At 71.0% G+C, this 15453-nt stretch carries 16 protein-coding genes; 12 read left to right on the forward strand and 4 right to left on the reverse strand.

Translation table 11 applies throughout. The features are described 5' to 3' along the window. The first annotated feature begins 295 nt into the window (after positions 1–295). From ACIREE_RS19920 to ACIREE_RS19965, 10 genes are all read left to right on the forward strand, one after another. Positions 296–1993, forward strand: coding sequence for a nitrite/sulfite reductase (locus ACIREE_RS19920; RefSeq protein ID WP_404153498.1), 1698 nt, complete (start codon positions 296–298; stop codon positions 1991–1993). Then, the gene (locus tag ACIREE_RS19925; RefSeq protein ID WP_404153501.1) at positions 1990–2178 is read left to right on the forward strand and encodes a hypothetical protein; all 189 of its coding nucleotides are present in this window, start codon (positions 1990–1992) and stop codon (positions 2176–2178) included. Before ACIREE_RS19920 ends, ACIREE_RS19925 begins: the two co-directional genes overlap by 4 nt. Continuing rightward, entirely contained in the window at positions 2175–2897 is a 723-nt protein-coding gene (locus ACIREE_RS19930; protein WP_404153504.1) for a phosphoadenylyl-sulfate reductase, read from the forward strand. Before ACIREE_RS19925 ends, ACIREE_RS19930 begins: the two co-directional genes overlap by 4 nt. Beyond that, positions 2890–3486: an adenylyl-sulfate kinase gene (gene cysC / locus ACIREE_RS19935; protein ID WP_404153506.1), complete on the forward strand. Its 597-nt coding sequence runs from the start codon at positions 2890–2892 to the stop codon at positions 3484–3486. The genes ACIREE_RS19930 and cysC overlap by 8 nt, the downstream gene beginning before the upstream one ends. Next, positions 3483–4418, forward strand: a complete 936-nt coding sequence (gene cysD, locus ACIREE_RS19940) for a sulfate adenylyltransferase subunit CysD (protein ID WP_404153509.1) — start codon at positions 3483–3485, stop codon at positions 4416–4418. Before cysC ends, cysD begins: the two co-directional genes overlap by 4 nt. A gap of 2 nt (positions 4419–4420) precedes the next feature. After that, positions 4421–5770: a sulfate adenylyltransferase subunit 1 gene (locus ACIREE_RS19945; protein ID WP_404153512.1), complete on the forward strand. Its 1350-nt coding sequence runs from the start codon at positions 4421–4423 to the stop codon at positions 5768–5770. A 256-nt stretch (positions 5771–6026) separates the two neighbouring features. Further along, positions 6027–7139: an aliphatic sulfonate ABC transporter substrate-binding protein gene (locus ACIREE_RS19950; protein ID WP_404153514.1), complete on the forward strand. Its 1113-nt coding sequence runs from the start codon at positions 6027–6029 to the stop codon at positions 7137–7139. Between the two features lie 63 nt (positions 7140–7202). Continuing rightward, on the forward strand, positions 7203–7994 hold the full coding sequence (locus ACIREE_RS19955) for an ABC transporter ATP-binding protein (RefSeq protein WP_404153517.1): 792 nt from the start codon (positions 7203–7205) through the stop codon (positions 7992–7994). Then, positions 7981–8910, forward strand: coding sequence for an ABC transporter permease (locus tag ACIREE_RS19960; protein ID WP_404153520.1), 930 nt, complete (start codon positions 7981–7983; stop codon positions 8908–8910). Before ACIREE_RS19955 ends, ACIREE_RS19960 begins: the two co-directional genes overlap by 14 nt. Positions 8911–8918: 8 nt before the next feature. Next, positions 8919–9665 carry a sirohydrochlorin chelatase gene (locus ACIREE_RS19965; RefSeq protein WP_404153523.1) on the forward strand — a complete coding sequence of 249 codons (747 nt, stop codon included), beginning with the start codon at positions 8919–8921 and terminating at the stop codon, positions 9663–9665. Positions 9666–9755: 90 nt separating this feature from the next. Here ACIREE_RS19965 and ACIREE_RS19970 read toward each other — a convergent pair whose 3' ends face one another. Continuing rightward, the gene (locus ACIREE_RS19970) at positions 9756–10736 is read right to left on the reverse strand and encodes a DUF5937 family protein (RefSeq protein WP_404153526.1); all 981 of its coding nucleotides are present in this window, start codon (positions 10734–10736) and stop codon (positions 9756–9758) included. Between the two features lie 83 nt (positions 10737–10819). Between ACIREE_RS19970 and ACIREE_RS19975 the strand changes: the two genes are divergently transcribed. After that, positions 10820–12118 carry an MFS transporter gene (locus ACIREE_RS19975; RefSeq protein ID WP_404153529.1) on the forward strand — a complete coding sequence of 433 codons (1299 nt, stop codon included), beginning with the start codon at positions 10820–10822 and terminating at the stop codon, positions 12116–12118. Here the strand turns inward: ACIREE_RS19975 and ACIREE_RS19980 are convergent. After that, positions 12108–12701, reverse strand: coding sequence for a TIGR03086 family metal-binding protein (locus ACIREE_RS19980; RefSeq protein WP_404153532.1), 594 nt, complete (start codon positions 12699–12701; stop codon positions 12108–12110). The two genes, ACIREE_RS19975 and ACIREE_RS19980, sit on opposite strands and share 11 nt — an antisense overlap. A 64-nt stretch (positions 12702–12765) precedes the next feature. Further along, a complete protein-coding gene (locus ACIREE_RS19985) occupies positions 12766–13770 on the reverse strand; it encodes a ketopantoate reductase family protein (RefSeq protein ID WP_404153535.1) in 1005 nt (334 codons plus the stop codon). A gap of 242 nt (positions 13771–14012) precedes the next feature. Here ACIREE_RS19985 and ACIREE_RS19990 point away from each other — a divergent pair, with 242 nt between their 5' ends. Continuing rightward, positions 14013–14906 (forward strand): aldo/keto reductase, encoded by an 894-nt coding sequence (locus ACIREE_RS19990; protein WP_404153538.1) that lies wholly within the window; start codon positions 14013–14015, stop codon positions 14904–14906. On the opposite strand, the gene ACIREE_RS19995 is transcribed toward ACIREE_RS19990, so the two are convergent. After that, positions 14890–15444, reverse strand: coding sequence for a DUF1697 domain-containing protein (locus ACIREE_RS19995; RefSeq protein ID WP_404153540.1), 555 nt, complete (start codon positions 15442–15444; stop codon positions 14890–14892). The two genes, ACIREE_RS19990 and ACIREE_RS19995, sit on opposite strands and share 17 nt — an antisense overlap. Positions 15445–15453: the final 9 nt, after the last annotated feature.

Below are 15453 nucleotides of genomic sequence, written 5' to 3' on the forward strand. Positions count from 1 at the left end.
GATCGGCGCCACCATCGTCCACGATGTGGGACATGAGCGTCCAAATCCCGGACGATGGTGGACCGGGCCCAAAGTCCCGTGACACGCTTCCGTCATGTCTACAGCTGGAATCGCCTTGGTGAGTCGACGGCACGTCGACTACGGCCGTATGTCCAGCGCCATCTGTCCGGCGCGCTGAGAGAACCAGCACCGCCGACTTTCCCGCACCCTCTGCATCTCCCTGCGCACCGCCGCGCCCTCGCGCGAAGTGTGCCGGTCAGAGCCGCACTCAGCCTGCCCTGAAGGACGTACACCCATGGCTGCTACCCCCGAAAAGCCCGCTGCCGCCGCGCCCCGCCGCAAGGTGAGCCGTCACCGTGGCGAGGGCCAGTGGGCCGTGGGCCACTTCACGCCGCTCAACGGCAATGAGCAGTTCAAGAAGGACGACGACGGTCTCAATGTGCGGACACGCATTGAGACGATCTACTCCAAGCGCGGATTCGCCTCCATCGACCCCAATGACCTGCGCGGACGGATGCGCTGGTGGGGTCTCTACACCCAGCGCCGGCCCGGGATCGACGGCGGCAAGACCGCCGTCCTGGAGCCAGAGGAGCTGGACGACGAGTACTTCATGCTGCGCGTGCGCGTGGACGGCGGGCGGCTGACCACCGAGCAGCTGCGCGTCATCGGCGAGATCTCGCAGGAGTTCGCGCGCGGCACCGCCGACATCACCGACCGGCAGAACATCCAGCTGCACTGGATCCGGATCGAGGACGTGCCCGAGATCTGGAACCGGCTCGAGGCCGTCGGCCTGTCGACGACCGAGGCCTGCGGTGACACCCCCCGCGTCATCCTCGGCTCGCCGGTCGCCGGAGTCGCCGCGGACGAGATCATCGACGGCACGTCCGCCATCGACGAGATCCACCGGCGCTTCATCGGCAACCCGGACTTCTCCAACCTGCCGCGCAAGTTCAAGACCGCGGTCTCCGGCTCCCCGCAGCTCGACGTGGCCCACGAGATCAACGACGTCGCGTTCGTCGGCGTGGTCCACCCCGAGCACGGCCCCGGCTTCGACCTCTGGGTCGGCGGCGGCCTCTCCACCAACCCCAAGCTCGGTCAGCGCCTGGGCGCCTGGGTGCCGCTCGACGAGGTCCCGGACGTGTGGGCCGGTGTCATCGGCATCTTCCGTGACTACGGCTACCGGCGCCTGCGCACCCGCGCCCGCCTGAAGTTCCTGCTCGCCGACTGGGGCACGGAGAAGTTCCGTCAGGTCCTGGAGGACGAGTACCTGAAGCGCAAGCTCGTCGACGGGCCCGCGCCCGAGCAGCCCGCCGGCGTCTGGCGCGACCACCTCGGTGTGCACCGGCAGCACGACGGGCGCTTCTACGTCGGCTTCGCACCCCGCGTCGGCCGCGTGGACGGGACCACCCTCACCAAGATCGCCGAAGTCGCGAGCGCCCACGGCTCCGGCCGGCTGCGGACCACCGCCGAGCAGAAGATGATCGTGCTCGACGTCGAGGAGGCGCAGGTCGAGTCGCTCGTCGCCGGCCTGGAGGCGCTGGATCTGAAGGTCAACGCCTCGCCCTTCCGGCGCGGCACCATGGCCTGCACCGGCATCGAGTTCTGCAAGCTCGCCATCGTCGAGACGAAGGCGCGCGGCGCCTCGCTCATCGACGAACTGGAGCGCCGCGTCCCGGAGTTCGACGAGCCGATCACCATCAACCTCAACGGCTGCCCGAACGCCTGCGCCCGTATCCAGGTCGCGGACATCGGTCTCAAGGGCCAGCTCATGCTCGACAAGGACGGCGAGCAGGTCGAGGGCTACCAGGTGCACCTGGGCGGCGCGCTCGGCCTGGAGGCCGGATTCGGCCGCAAGGTGCGTGGCCTGAAGGTCACCGCGACCGAACTGCCCGACTACATCGAGCGGGTCCTCAAGCGCTTCCAGGCGGAGCGCGAGGACGGCGAGCGGTTCGCCACCTGGACCGCCCGCGCCTCCGAGGAGGCCCTCTCATGAGCGAACGCGCGGCCCCCTTCTACTGCCCCTACTGCGGCGACGAGGACCTTCGGCCGAATGAAGCCATCGAAGGCAGTCACGGCGCCTGGGAATGCGCGGCATGCAATCGAGCCTTCCAGTTGAAGTTCCTCGGGCTGCTGTCCCGGGGGCTTCAGCGCAACGACGGTGGAGGGGAACAGATATGACGACGACTCAGATCTCTTCGGACACCGAAGGGGACACCGAAGAGTTGAAGGCGCTCGCCGAGCAGGCCGGGCGTGACCTGGAGGACGCGTCCGCCCTGGAGATCCTCCAGTGGGCGACGCGGACCTTCGGCAAGCAGTTCTGCGTGACCTCGTCCATGGAGGACGCGGTCGTCGCCCACCTCGCCTCGCGCGCTCTGCCCGGAGTCGACGTCGTCTTCCTCGACACCGGCTACCACTTCGAGGAGACCATCGGCACCCGCGACGCCGTCGAGGCCGTGATGGACGTGAACGTCATCACGCTCACCCCCCGGCAGACCGTCGCCGAGCAGGACGCCGAGTTCGGCCCGAAACTGCACGACCGCGACCCCGACCTGTGCTGCGCGATGCGGAAGGTGAAGCCCCTCGAGGAGGGCCTTGCCAAGTACGCCGCGTGGGCCACGGGCCTGCGCCGCGACGAGTCCCCGACCCGCGCGAACACGCCGGTCGTCAGCTGGGACGAGAAGCGGCGGAAGGTGAAGGTCTCCCCGATCGCCCGCTGGACGCAGGACGACGTCGACACCTACGTCACCGAGCACGGCGTCCTCACCAACCCGCTACTGATGGACGGTTACGGCTCCGTGGGCTGCGCCCCGTGCACCCGCCGTCTCCTGGAGGGCGAGGACGCCCGCGCGGGACGCTGGGCGGGCCGCAACAAGACCGAGTGCGGCATCCATGGCTGAGGCCACCGGAGCGGCCGAACTCGTGGGCCCGACAGAGACTTTGGAGAAGCAAGTGACCGGAGCCACCATCTGGCTCACGGGTCTGCCGAGCGCCGGCAAGACCACCATCGCGTACGAGCTGGCGAACACGCTGCGCGCCGAGGGCCGCCGCGTCGAGGTGCTCGACGGCGACGAGATCCGCGAGTACCTCTCGGCGGGCCTCGGCTTCAGCCGCGAGGACCGGCACACGAACGTGCAGCGCATCGGCTTCCTGGCCGAACTCCTCGCCCGTAACGACGTGTTGACGCTCGTCCCGGTCATCGCGCCGTACGCGGACAGCCGCGAGGCGGTGCGCAAGCGCCACCAGGTCGGCGGCACCGCGTACTTGGAGGTGCACGTCGCCACTCCGGTGGAGGTGTGCTCCGTACGCGATGTGAAGGGGCTCTACGCCAAGCAGGCGGCGGGTGAGATCTCCGGGCTGACCGGGGTCGACGACCCGTACGAAGCACCTGAATCGCCCGACCTGCGCATCGAGTCGCACCACCAGAGCGTGCAGGAGTCCGCGGCCCAGCTGCGTGCACTGCTCACCGAAAGGGGTCTCGCCGTATGACGACCGTAGTGACCGTCTCCGAGGAGACCGACAGCCCTTACGCGCTGAGCCACTTGGACGCTCTGGAGTCCGAGGCGGTGCACATCTTCCGCGAGGTCGCGGGCGAGTTCGAGCGGCCGGTGATTCTCTTCTCCGGCGGCAAGGACTCGATCCTCATGCTGCACCTGGCGCTGAAGGCGTTCGCGCCCGCCGCGATCCCCTTCTCGCTGCTGCACGTCGACACCGGGCACAACTTCCCCGAGGTGCTGGCGTACCGCGACCGCGTCGTGGCCGAGCACGGCCTTCGCCTGCACGTCGCCTCCGTGCAGGACTACATCGACCGCGGCGTGCTCAAGGAGCGGCCCGACGGGGTCCGCAACCCGCTCCAGACGCTGCCCCTGACCGAGAAGATCCAGGCCGAGAAGTTCGACGCGGTCTTCGGCGGCGGGCGGCGCGACGAGGAGAAGGCGCGGGCCAAGGAGCGCGTCTTCTCCCTGCGGGACGAGTTCTCCCAGTGGGACCCGCGCCGCCAGCGCCCCGAGCTGTGGCAGCTGTACAACGGCCGCCACGCGCCCGGCGAGCACGTCCGTGTCTTCCCGCTCTCCAACTGGACCGAGCTGGACGTGTGGCAGTACATCGCCCGCGAGAACATCGACCTGCCCGAGATCTACTACGCCCACGAGCGCCCGGTGTTCAGCCGCAACGGCATGTGGCTGACCGCCGGCGAGTGGGGTGGCCCGAAGGACAGCGAGAGCGTCGAGACCCGGCAGGTGCGCTACCGCACCGTCGGCGACATGTCCTGCACCGGCGCCGTCGACTCGGACGCGACGACCATCGAGAAGGTCATCGTCGAGATCGCCGCGTCCCGGCTCACCGAGCGGGGCGCCACCCGCGCCGACGACAAGATGTCCGAGGCCGCGATGGAAGACCGCAAGCGCGAGGGGTACTTCTAGACATGAGCACCACCAGCACCACGACCGAAGAGCTGGCCGGACTCTCGGCCACCACCCTGCTGCGGTTCGCCACGGCCGGCTCCGTCGACGACGGCAAGTCCACGCTCGTGGGCCGCCTGCTGCACGACTCCAAGTCGGTCCTCACCGACCAGCTGGAGGCCGTCGCGTCCGCCTCGCGCTCGCGCGGCGCCGCCGAGCCGGACCTCGCGCTGCTCACCGACGGCCTGCGCGCCGAGCGCGAGCAGGGCATCACCATCGACGTGGCGTACCGCTACTTCGCCACGCCCCGGCGCCGCTTCATCCTCGCCGACACCCCCGGTCACGTGCAGTACACGCGGAACATGGTCACCGGTGCCTCCACCGCCGACCTCGCCGTGGTCCTGGTCGACGCGCGCAACGGTGTCATCGAGCAGACCCGCCGGCACGCCGCCGTCGCCGCGCTCCTGCGCGTCCCGCACGTCGTCCTCGCGGTCAACAAGATGGACCTCGTCGAGTACAAGGAGAGCGTCTTCGCGAAGATCGCCGAGGAGTTCACCGCGTACGCGGCCGGCCTGGGCGTCCCGGAGATCACCGCGATCCCGATCTCGGCGCTGGCCGGCGACAACGTCGTGGAGCCCTCCGCCAACATGGACTGGTACGGCGGCCCGACCGTCCTGGAGCACCTGGAGACGGTGCCGGTCAGCCACGACCTCACCGGCTGCCACGCCCGGCTGCCCGTGCAGTACGTGATCCGGCCGCAGACCGCCGAGCACCCCGACTACCGGGGGTACGCGGGCCAGATCGCCGCCGGCACGTTCCGCGTCGGCGAGTCCGTCACCGTACTGCCGTCAGGCCGCACCTCGAAGGTCTCCGGGATCGACCTGCTCGGCCGGTCCGTCGACGTGGCGTGGACGCCGCAGTCCGTCACCCTCCTCCTGGAGGACGACATCGACGTCTCGCGCGGCGACCTGATCGTGCCGAGCGGCGACGCGCCCGCCACCTCGCAGGACGTCGAGGCGACCGTCTGCCACGTCGCCGACACGCCACTCGTCGTCGGGCAGCGGGTGCTGCTCAAGCACACCACCCGCACCGTCAAGGCGATCGTCAAGGAGATCCCGTCGCGGCTCACGCTCGACGACCTCTCCCAGCACCCCGAGCCGGGGCAGCTCGTCGCCAACGACATCGGCCGCGTCAAGGTGCGTACCGCCGAGCCGCTCGCGCTCGACAACTACGCCGACTCGCGGCGCACGGGCTCGTTCCTGCTGATCGACCCGTCGGACGGGACGACCCTCGCGGCGGGCATGGCCGGCGAGTCGTTCGCCGCCGCCGAGACGCCGGTCGCCGTCGACGACGAAGACGGCTGGGACTTCTGACATGGCCTTCATCGACTACTACGGGACGTTCGCGAAAGAGGGCGGCCGCGTCGGCAGCGGCGCCCTCGGCAGCGGACAGGGCGGGGTCGGGCGATGTGCGTGCTGACGTCCGCGCACTGCCTGCGCGCCCACACCCCCCGCACCGTCCATCAGAACACTGTTCGCCCGAACACCGTTCGTCGAAAACGAAGACCTGCCGCCGTCCCGGCCACGCCCTGACCGCGTGACCGCCGGGCCAACGAGGGGAAAGCCTCCCGTGCCTGCCAACCGTTCCACCCTGACGCGCCGCGGCCTCGTCGCCGTCGCCGCGCTGCCGCTCCTCGCGCTCACCGCGACGGCCTGCGGCTACGGCTCGGACAGCGACGCCAGCTCCAAGGAGAACGTCTCCGCCAAGGGCAAGGCCCTCTCCGCGGACACCGTGAAGATCGGTTACTTCGGCAACCTGACCCACGGCACCGCCCTCGTCGGCAACCAGAAGGGCTTCTTCCAGAAGGAGCTCAAGGGGACGCAGGCGAAGTACCAGATCTTCAACGCGGGGCCCTCCGAGATCGAGGCGCTCAACAGCGGCTCCATCGACATCGGCTGGATCGGCCCCTCCCCCAGCATCAACGGCTACACCAAGTCGAAGAGCAAGTCGCTGCGCATCATCGGCGGTTCGGCCTCCGGCGGCGTGAAGCTCGTGGTGAACCCGAAGAAGATCAAGTCCCTGGACGACGTCAAGGGCAAGAAGATCGCCACCCCGCAGCTCGGCAACACCCAGGACGTCGCGTTCCTGAACTGGGTCGCCGAGAAGGGCTGGAAGGTCGACGCGAACTCCGGCAAGGGCGACGTGTCCGTGGTCCGCACGGACAACAAGATCACGCCGGACGCCTACAAGTCCGGTTCCATCGACGGCGCGTGGGTGCCGGAGCCGACCGCCTCCAAGCTGGTCGCCGAGGGCGGCAAGGTGCTGCTCGACGAGTCGGACCTGTGGCCCGACAAGAAGTTCGTGATCACGAACATCATCGTGAAGCAGTCGTTCCTCAAGGAGCACCCGGACGTCGTCGAGGCCGTGCTGCGCGGCTCGGTGAAGACGAACGCGTGGATCAAGGCCAACCCGGACGACGCGAAGGCCGCCGCGAACAAGCAGCTGGAGAAGGACTCGGGCAAGGCGCTGCCGGCGAACGTGCTCGACCCGGCGTGGAAGTCCATCGACTTCACCGACGACCCGCTGGCCTCGACCCTCGACTCCGAAGCGGACCACGCCGTGAAGGCGGGCCTCCTGGAGAAGCCGGACCTGGCCGGTATCTACGACCTGAAGCCGCTCAACAAGGTCCTCGTGGCCGAGGGCGGCGTCAAGGTCGACGACGCCGGTCTCGGCGTCAAGTAACCGCTAACCAAGCCGAGTTATCCGGATTCACGAATTCACAGGATTCCCCAGGAGGTGACGACCATGGCTACGACTCTCGCCAAGGCGGGCGACTCCGCCGCCGCGACGGGCGGCAGGGCGGCCCGGATCGAGCACGTCTCGAAGTCCTTCGCCACGCCGGCCGGCCCCCAGCTCGTCCTGGACGACATCACGCTCGATGTCGCGCCGGGCGAGTTCGTCACCCTCCTGGGGGCCTCCGGCTGCGGCAAGTCGACGCTGCTCAACCTGGTGGCCGGCCTCGACCGGCCGTCGGCGGGCGCCATCGCGACGGACGGGCGACCCGCCCTGATGTTCCAGGAGCACGCCCTGTTCCCGTGGCTGACCGCGGGCAAGAACATCGAACTCGCCCTGAAACTGAGGGGAGTCGCGAAGAACGAGCGGCGCACCCGCGCCGAGGAACTGCTCGAACTCGTCCGGCTGCAGGACGCGTACGGCAAGCGCGTGCACGAACTGTCCGGCGGTATGCGCCAGCGGGTGGCCCTGGCGCGCGCGCTGGCCCAGGACGCCGGGCTTCTGCTGATGGACGAGCCGTTCGCGGCGCTCGACGCGATCACGCGTGACGTGCTGCACGGCGAGCTGACCCGCATCTGGCGCGAGACGAACGTCTCCGTCCTGTTCGTCACGCACAACGTGCGCGAGGCGGTGCGGCTCGCGGAGCGGGTGGTGCTGCTGTCGTCACGGCCCGGCCGGATCGCGCACGAGTGGACGGTGGACATCCCGCAGCCGCGCCGCATCGAGGACGCGGACGTGGCCGAACTCTCCGTCGAGATCACCGAACAACTGCGTGGGGAGATCCGCCGTCATGGCAAGGACTGAACCGACGGCCGCCGTCGACGAGGCCGAGCCGACCGACCTGCCCCGCAAGACCGGCAAGGACGATCTGGCGGGCCTGGAGGCAGGACTGGACGCCCTCACCACGGTGGACACCGGACGCGTCCCGTTCAGCCGGACGTTCCGCGAGAAGATCCTGCCGCCGCTGACGGCGGTCCTGGTCGTGCTCGTGGTGTGGCAGGCGCTGGTCTCCTTCAAGATCGTCGACGATCCTACGAAGCTGCCCTCGCCGTCCGCGGTCTGGGACGAGGTGCAGGACGCCTGGCTCAAGGGCGAGCTGCTCGGCTACATCTGGACGAGCGTCTCGCGCGGCCTGCTCGGCTTCCTCTTCGCGCTCGTCATCGGTACGCCGCTGGGCCTCCTTGTGGCGCGGGTGAAGTTCGTGCGCGCGGCGATCGGCCCGATCCTCTCCGGCCTCCAGTCGCTGCCGTCGGTCGCCTGGGTCCCCCCGGCCGTCCTCTGGCTCGGCCTGAACAACTCGATGATGTACGCGGTGATCCTGCTCGGCGCCGTCCCCTCGATCGCCAACGGCCTCGTCTCCGGCGTCGACCAGGTGCCGCCGCTGTTCCTGCGCGCGGGCCGCACCCTCGGTGCCACGGGCGTGCGCGGGCTGTGGCACATCGTCCTGCCCGCGTCGCTGCCCGGCTATCTGGCGGGGCTCAAGCAGGGCTGGGCGTTCTCCTGGCGCTCCCTGATGGCGGCCGAGATCATCGCGTCCTCGCCCGACCTCGGCATCGGCCTTGGCCAGCTCCTGGAGAACGGCCGCAACGCCTCCTCCATGCCCATGGTGTTCCTGGCGATCCTGCTCATCCTGATCGTCGGTATCGTCATCGACCTGCTGATCTTCAGCCCGCTGGAGCGCCGCGTCCTGCGCAGTCGCGGCCTCCTCGTCCGGAACTGAGCCACTCCATGCACCACACTCCGCCCGTTCTGCTGGTGATCGCCCACGGCAGCCGCGACCCGCGGCACGCCGCGACGGTGCACGCCCTCGTGCGCGAGGTGCGGGCACAGCGGCCCGGTGTCCGGGTGGAGACGGCGTTCCTGGAATTCAACATCCCTTCGGTGCGCGGGGTGTTGGAGTCCCTGGCGGCGGAGGGCGTACGCGATGTCGTCGCCCTCCCCCTCCTCCTCACCCGCGCGTTCCACGCGAAGTCCGACATCCCGGCGGTGCTGCGCGAGGCCCCCCGCGCGCTCCGTATCCGCCAAGCGGACGTCCTCGGCCCGTCACCCCTCCTCCTCTCAGCGCTCGAACGACGCCTGTACGAGGCCGGGCTGACCCCGGCCGACAAGCCCACGACCGGGGTCGTCCTGGCCTCGGCGGGCTCCTCCGACCCGGAGGCGATCGCAGTGATCGCTGAAATCGCGCGGGAGTGGCGGCACACCGGTTGGTGCGCCGTGCGACCTGCGTTCGCCTCCGCATCCCTGCCCCGTACGGCCGACGCCGTACGGGAACTCCGCGCCCTCGGCTGCGAGCGCGTCGCGGTCGCCCCGTACGTGCTGGCCCCGGGGCGCCTCCCGGACCGCATCGCCCAGGGCGCGGCGGAGGCGGACGTCCTGGCCGATGTACTGGGCCCCGCGCCGGATGTGGCGCGGGTACTTGTGCGGCGGTATCAAGAGGCGCTGGTACGGGAGTTGGCGGCGGCAGTCGGGGCCTGAGGCCCGGCAGAAGCCCTGTTCCCCGGTCAGCTCCTCAACGGCGCCGCCACCGACTCCTCGTCGCTTCCCCCGCCGACTCCCCCGGCCCCCTCACCCGCACAACCGCTCCCCCAACTCACTGCGCACATACCGCACACTGCGCCCGCTGCGTGCCCGCGACAGCAGCCCCGCGTCGTACAGGATCGAGAGGTGCTGGCTCACCGCGCCCGGGGTCACGGCGAGGCGGTGGGCGAGTTCTGTTGTGGAGGCGGGTTCCGCGAGCAGGCGCAGGATGCGGGCGCGGGCGGGGCCGAGCAGGCGGGTCAGGGCTTCGCCGGTGGCGGGGGGCGGTGTCTCGGAGATCGTGGCGCGGCCGCGCGCGGGGTAGGAGAGGAGCGGGGGCAGGGCGGGGTCGATCATGGTGTGGGCGCCCTGCGCGAAGAGCGTGGGGACGAGGACGAGGCCCCGGCCGCCGATGCCGATGTCGGCCTCGGGCCACGGGTGCCGGTCCAACTTCTTGACCAGGGTGAGGACTTCACCGCTCCAGCTCAGCCGCGGATCCAGGCTCGCGAAGAGGGCGCCCGCGCCCTCCTCCGCGAGGACCTTGCCGCGGTGGGCGAGGTCGGCCTCCAGGACGGTGTGGACGCGCGGCCACCAGTCCGGGGCCAGGCACTCCTGCCAGTAGGCGTCCAGGGCACGGACGATCCGGTCGAGGAAGCCGGCGGGGTCGGTGAGGCCCCGGCGCAGTACGGGAGGCAGCGGGGCGGTGCCGTACGCCGCGCCGAACCCCGGTTCCAGCACGTGCGGCGGGGTGCGGCCGAGCGCGGCGAGTTGCTGGGCGAAGGCGGGCCTCGGCCGGTCGGGGCGCGGGGTGAGGAAGTCCGGGATCCACAGGCTCGGGGCGATGAGCGCGGTGAGCAGTTCGGTGTCCTGGCGCCGGAAGGCGGGGCCGAGCCTGCGCAGCCAGGGCCGCTGGTGCGGATAGCGTGCGGGGTCGCGCCGGCAGCGCAGCGAGTACACGGCCTCCTGGAGGGGCGAGTAGGCGAACGACGTACGGGCGAGGTCACCGACGACGAACCGGAACTCGATCACCGATCCGCCCTCCCCGCCGCCTCGACCCTTAGCGGCACGCTAAAGGAATGTCACGCGCCCCGGAACCCAGGTTCGCTGTGTGCATGACCACTACGCCGACCGAGCCGCGATCCGTCGACGCCGCGCCCGCCACCCGGTTCGCCGGAATGCTGCCCACCGATCCCCTGCTGCTGCGCCTCTCCTTGCTGACGCTCCTCAACGCGTTCGGGCGCGGGCTGTTCTTCCCGGTCAGCGTTCTGTACTTCACGCGGATCGTCGGTCTGAGTGCCACCTCGGTGGGGCTCGGCCTGACCGTGGCGGGCCTGTTCGGGATCGCGGCGGGGGTGCCCGCGGGGCGGGCCTCCGACCGGTGGGGGCGGCGGCCGGTGCTGACCGTGCTGTGGATCGGGTGCGGCCTGGCGCTGGCGGCGTACACGGTGATCGGCTCGTACGCCTCCTTCCTGGCGACGGCGATCGTCTATGCCGCGCTGTGCCAGGCGAGCATGGGTGTGCGCAACGCGCTGTACGCCGATGTGCTGCCCGCCCGGACCCGCGTGGAAGGCCGGGCGCACTTGCGGATGGTCACCAACGTGGGCATGGGCGTCGGCGGCGCGTTCGGTGCGCTGGCGCTCCAGCTGGACAGCCCCGCCGGGTACACGGCCCTGATCCTCGTCGACGCGGCGGGGTTCGTCGGCTCGGCGCTGATGGTGCACCGGCTGCCGGGCGGAACGGCGCGGCGGCCCGTGGACGACGCGCCTGTGGGGAGCCGTTGGCGGGCGGTGCGCGATCTGCCGTACCTGAGCGTGACGCTCTTCAATGCCGTACTTGCCCTGCAGTACAGCCTGTTGGAGGTGGGGCTGCCGCTGTGGGTGGTGCAGCACACGGACGCGCCGCTCTGGTCGGCGGCGCTCATCATGATCCTCAACTGCGTGCTGGTCGCGCTGCTCCAGGTGCGGGTGACGCGGGGCGTGGAGGACCTGTCGGGCGCGGTCCGGGCGATGCGCCGCGCGGGGCTGCTGATGGCGCTGGCGTGCGCGGTGTTCGGGTGCACGGCGGGCCTGTCACCGTTGTGGGCGCTTGCGGTGCTCCTGGTGGGCGCGGTGGTGCAGGTGCTCTCCGAGGTGCTGTCGGCCGCGGGCGGCTGGACCGTCGGCTACGGACTGGCGGACGCCCGCGCGCAGGGCGTCTACCAGGGCGTGTTCAACTCCGGCCAGGCCGCGGCGACGATGGCCGCGCCGGCCCTGGTGACGGTCACGGCCATCGACCACGGGCCGGCGGGCTGGGCCGTGCTCGGGGTGCTGTTCGTCGCGGCGGGTCTGGGGGTGGGCCCCGCCGTGCGCCGGGCACGGCGGGACACGTGGCGTGGCGAGCACGGGGAACACGGTGTGTCCGTCAGCTCCTGACGGGCACGGGATCCCGTCCGCTCCCCGCGAGTGCCCGCTCGTACACGGACGCCCCGGCGGCCACCTCGACGGGTTCGGCGAAGCCCTCGTACTGGCGGTAGATCGCGGCGTTCTTCTCGACCACGTGCAGCAGCAGCGCGGCCGCGCCGTCCGAGACGCGGAACTCCTGGCCGGTGGCGTGGGCCACGTCCCAGCCGTGCAGGACGAGTTCGGCCCAGATGAGGGCGGCGACCTCGGAGGCGGGCTGCCGGGCGAAGCCGAGGTCGATGTCCCCGTCCCAGACCTCGGGCGCGGCCCAGGCGGTGACGGCCCGGTCGAGCTGCGCCGCGTACTGCGTGGCCCAGTCCGCGTCGGCGGTGAAGTCGCGCCCGGTCAGCTCCCCGGGCAGTTGCAGGCGCCGGGCGCGGTGTTCCAGGCCGTGCGAGCTGTACACCACCCAGTGGTTGACGAGGGTGCGCACGTCCCACTCCCCGCAGCCGGACGGGGCGTCGAGCCGGTCGGGCCCGACGCCCGCGGCGACGCGTGCGGCCTCGGCGGCGGCCTCCACGAGGTACGGGTACACGGTGTCCATACGTTCTTCCATGGCGCCGACGTTAGGGCGCGGCGCACCGGTCCCTCTTGAACAAACGCGACAGGGCCCTGGGGCGCTAGCCGCGTGCGTCGACCGCCGCGGTCAGCTCGGTCACGGACGTCGCGCCCGCCGAACGCCGTTGCCGGGCCGCCTCGTTGGCGTACTCCTGGAGGACGTCGTTGACCGGGGTCGGCACGCCGTGCAGCCGTCCGAGGAGGGCGATCTCGCCGTTCAGGTAGTCCGCCTCGATGGTGCCTGTGCCGCGGTTGAGGGACTGCCAGGAGGAGCCGCCGCCGCGCGGCTCCCCGCCGTACGGCTCGAACCGGATCTTGTCGGCCCGTACCTTCTGCTCCTCGTCCTGCGGTGTGTACGCGATGCCGGCGGCTGCGAGCACGGCCTCGCCCTCGGCGCGGGCCCGCCGGATCAGGGCGAGTCCCTCCTCGCCGTCGATCACGCCGGAGACCGCCTCGACCGAGTTGGCCAGGTTCGACAGGAGTTTGGCGTACTTCCACCGCATGACGTCGGCGGCGACGGGGGCCTCGAAATGCGACCGCTCCAGGTCGGCGGCGATCGCCCGCGCCGTGTCGTCGCTGCCCTCGGGGTAGCGGCCCAGGTGCAGGATGCCGGTGAGCGGGGTGCCGTCGGCGCGCACGACGCCCGGCTCCACGAAGCCGGCGGGCAGCCACACGCACATCGCGTACACGCGCTGGAAGGTGCGCAGCGCGAGCCGCTCGCTCTCCACGCCGTTCTGCGCGCACACCAGCGGCAGCCGCCGGGCCGCGGTGCCGCCGCCCGCGACGGGCCGCGCGCCCCAGGCGGCGAGCGCGGCGGCACTGTCCTGGGTTTTCACGGCGAGGATCAGCACGTCGTCGGCGTCCAGGCTGCCGAGCGCCTCGGGGCCGTCGACGACGGGCAGCCGGTGGGTGTGCGGCCCGTCCGGGGTCTGGAGCTCCAGACCCCGGTCGCGCAGCGCCTCGTACTGCGTGCCGCGTGCGACGAGGACGACATCGTGACCCGACTGCGCGAGCCGGCCGCCGATGGCGCCACCGACCGCTCCTGCTCCGATGATGAGATAGCGCATGTCCGCGAGCCTTTCATGGACGGTTGCAGGGGCCACCGACACGCCTGTTGCGATCGGGCAAACTCTCGATCGTGCGCGTTCATCGGGCAGTGTGGGCAGTGGGGCTCGGCTGCCTGCTCGTCACGGCTTTCGGCGCCCTGTCCGCGGCGCAGCAGTGGCGGCTGGCCGAGCGGATCGACGCGGCGCCGGTCCCCGCGACCGCGCCGCGAGGCCGTGCGGGACGCGTTGGATACCGTCACGTCATGACACACCCCGCACCGCAGGAGCCCCACGCGTTCCAGGAGCATCGGGAGACGTTTCGTATCGGCCGCGACCTGCCGGTACGCCGCCTCGGCTACGGCACCGTGCATCTGACGGGCCCCGGCTGCTGGGGGGCGCGCGGGACCGACGCGGACGCGACCGCGCTGTTGCGCCGCGCCGTGGAGCTGGGTGTGACGCTGGTCGACACCGCCGACAACTACGGGCCCGACGTGGCGGAGGAGCGGGTCGCCGCGGCCCTGCATCCGTACGCCGACGGCCTGGTGATCGCCACGAAGGGCGGGGTCGTCCGTGATTCGGCCGAGGCCTGGCACATCGAGGGGCGCCCCGAGCGGCTGCGCGCGATGTGCGAGGCGAGTCTGCGCCGGCTGCGCCTCGACCGTATCGACCTGTACCAGCTGCACCGGTTCGACCCCGAGGTCGCGGTGGCCGAACAGCTGGGCGCGCTGTGGGAGTTGAGGGACGCGGGCAAGATCCGGCACGTGGGCCTCGACTCGGTCACGGCCGAGCAGTTGCGGGCCGCCCTGGACCTGGACATCGTCCCGATCGCCTCCGTGCAGAACCGCTACAACCTTCTGGACCGCGCGGCCGAACCGCTGTTGAAGCTCTGCGAGGCGCACGGCATCGCGTTCCTGCCCTGGTTCCCGCTGGGCAACGGGAGCCTCGCCGGTCACCCCGTGTGCGCGGAGATCGCGGCGGCACACGGCGCGACCCCGTCGCAGATCGCTCTCGCCTGGCTGCTGCACCACTCGCCCGTGCTCTGCCCGACGCCGGGCACCGGGTCGCCGGCGCACCTGGAGGAGAACCTCGGCGCGGCGCGCGTACGGCTCACCGCGAACGACATGTCCCGGCTCGACGCGCTCACGATTCGTCCGTGAGCTCCACCAGTTTGACCACGGTGTTCCAGTTGCGGCTCGTCGCGATCAGGCCCTTGTTCAGCGCGGGGCGGCCGAGTTGGGCACCCAGCTTCGACGTGCCGAGGCCGTCGGGGGCGTAGAGGTACAGGGCGCGGTCGCCGAGCCGGAAGTCCTCCGGTGCGTACGCCGCCGGGTCGATCCCGGCGAACCGCTCGGTGCTCACGGGCGCCGAGAAGTACGTGACGTGCAGCTGCTTGCCCTGGAGTGCGGCCGCGGGGAAGGGACACGCTTCCATGACCGCGCGCAGGTAGGCGTGGTCCCGTACGACGACGTCCACCGAGAAGCCGAATTCTGCGGCGACGGCCGCGGCGACGTCCCGCTCCAGCGACGCCTCGTCGCCGCCGTCGGCGGCGAAGGTGACATTGCCGCTCTGCAGGTAGGTACGGACGTCGGTGTAGCCCAACCCCTCCATCAGAGGGCGCAGTTGGGCCATCGGGACCTTTTTGTTGCCACCCACGTTGATGCCGCGCAGCAGTGCCGCGTATCTCTTGGTCGTCATCCGCACACG

Origin of the sequence: Streptomyces sp. NPDC102467, assembly GCF_044765445.1 — a bacterium.
In the GTDB taxonomy this organism is placed as follows: domain Bacteria; phylum Actinomycetota; class Actinomycetes; order Streptomycetales; family Streptomycetaceae; genus Streptomyces.